Here is a 2131-nt window from a genome sequence, read left to right as displayed (position 1 = left end):
AAGAGTTTATCTTGCTATTGAAAAACGTCGATGAGATTGACGTTCCCTTTAGAATACAAAGTCTGCATAAAACAATTTCAGAAAAGAGTGTACATTCGATTAATAACCATCAATTGAATATATCTGCGAGTCTGGCCTATCTATCAACCTCAATGCCACTCACCAACTTTGATGAGCTCTATTCGATATTAGACCAAGCGTTATACAATGCTAAGAAGCAAGGAAAAAACTCCCTTGTGGATGCATACAACGAGCCGATGAGTTTAAGTGCTGAGTATATTCTCTAATAAAACCAAACCACCAGCGTAGTGGTTTGTTATAGGTGGAAGCATCAGTAAGACATTCAGATGCAACACCATCATCAAGGAGTCTTTGTGCCCAAGGCAAGAAAAAACATTCAGTCTCTAGAGCGAGGTTTTCTAATCCTCGAGTTGCTCTCGATGAGTGAGTCTCCCCTATCATTACAGACGATCAGTAATGCGATCCAGTTAAATAAGACGACTGTTCACGGGTTACTTGCGACTCTACACTCTCTTGGATATGTATCCAAACACAACCATAGCTACAGCCTAGGGTTTAGATGCTATGAACTGTCTAAGCCGATTGAACAAAAAAACGAAGCTATCCGACAACATTTTGTTCCATTGCTGAAAAAAATGGCCCAAATGACTAACAACACTGCTTACCTCGCTGTACAAAGTGGCGCTAAAGAGTACTTGTATATCGATGCTATAGAGCAGGATAACCCTCTTACTATCCGTAGCCCGAGAGGGAAACGAGAAGGACTCACAACATCTGCGATCGGCAAGGTTTTTCTTAGTTTTGATGATGAGCTTCGCCGAACATTGCGCCTTGAAAGCCAAATATCCCCCACGTTAGAAACTGAACTTAATCAGGTTGTATTATCAGGTTACGCACTCGATTTAGAAGAGGCAGAGCCAAACCTCAATTGCTTAGCGATCCCCCTTTACTTGGATGGTAAAGTCGTTGCTGTTGCAGGTGTTAGCGGTGCTGCCTCCGAACTGACGGTCACTAGGCTAAAACACTTTGCCAGCATCTTTCTCAAACTTTAAGATTTGACAATGTCGAATCCTAGGCCATTTTTGTACTGTTTTGATTACATGCTTATACGTCGCCTCTAATATAGTCGTTGTTCAACTCAACAACGTAGGAGAAGCGATGTCTACTGTATTAATCACTGGCGCTAACCGTGGCTTAGGCTTGCAATTTGTCCGCCACTACCTTGGAAAAGGTTGGCAAGTTATCGCAACTTGTCGTTCACCAGAAAATGCTAAGCAGCTCAATGAACTAGTAACCCAACCCAATCAACTTCAACTGATGGCTCTAGACGTCACTAACCAACAAGATATCGATCAGTTAGCCACTCAATTAGCGGATCGTCCGCTCGATCATTTAATTCTTAATGCAGGTGTATTAGGCGAAGAGTGTGCAAAGCTTGGCGAAATGACCCAGAAAAAATGGCTAGAAGTACTAAACATAAATACCGTCGCACCTGCCCTGCTAATTCAAGCCCTACAAGACAACGTTGCGAAAAGTCAGCACAAAACCATCGTGGGAATCTCAACCCGAGTTGCGAGTTTAAGCGATAACAGTTCAGGTAACATGTACAGTTATCGAGCATCTAAAGCAGCGCTTAATCAGGTTCTAGTATCAGCAGCACGCAATCTCGAATCGCAAGGAGTAAAAACTGTCGCAGTTCATCCCGGCTGGGTAAAAACCGATATGGGCGGTGAGGACGCAACCTTTTCTGCCGAGGAAAGTGTTGCAGGCATTGTTTCGGTCGCAGAACAGCTAACACTTGAGCAATCCGGAAGCTTCCGCGTATTTGATGGCTCTACAATCGAATGGTAACTGTTCTCTAAATGACGTCTCCCGGCCAAATTGAAGGCCGGGAGAATACAGTAAACTAATAGGCCAAAAAGATAAAAGCTCGCACTATCGTCAGACAAGCGAGCCGTTATCGTCTATGGTGTTGTACTACCGTCAAACGCTGAGGAAGTCAGCGATTGCAGAGGTGTCATTTAGACAATGATTTCCTGTGAAACTCACTCAATCATCCCACTCAGGCGCTAGCCCTTCAGGGTTTACTTCGCGGCCATTTCTTTCCAAC

At 43.8% G+C, this 2131-nt stretch carries 3 protein-coding genes; all 3 read left to right on the top strand.

The genetic code is table 11. From position 1 onward, the window contains the following. Nucleotides 1–287: GGDEF domain-containing protein (locus IQR33_RS05330; RefSeq protein ID WP_193843579.1), on the top strand; the 287-nt coding region annotated here is incomplete at its 5' end. Between the two features lie 87 nt (nucleotides 288–374). After that, nucleotides 375–1073, top strand: a complete 699-nt coding sequence (locus IQR33_RS05325) for an IclR family transcriptional regulator (protein ID WP_017635969.1) — start codon at nucleotides 375–377, stop codon at nucleotides 1071–1073. Nucleotides 1074–1179: 106 nt separating this feature from the next. Next, nucleotides 1180–1872: an SDR family oxidoreductase gene (locus IQR33_RS05320; RefSeq protein WP_054577009.1), complete on the top strand. Its 693-nt coding sequence runs from the start codon at nucleotides 1180–1182 to the stop codon at nucleotides 1870–1872. Nucleotides 1873–2131 lie beyond the last annotated feature (259 nt).

Origin of the sequence: Vibrio sp. OPT46, assembly GCF_015163535.1 — a bacterium.
Taxonomy (GTDB): Bacteria; Pseudomonadota; Gammaproteobacteria; order Enterobacterales; family Vibrionaceae; genus Vibrio; species Vibrio alginolyticus.
This window is presented reverse-complemented; position numbering and strand designations above follow the sequence as displayed.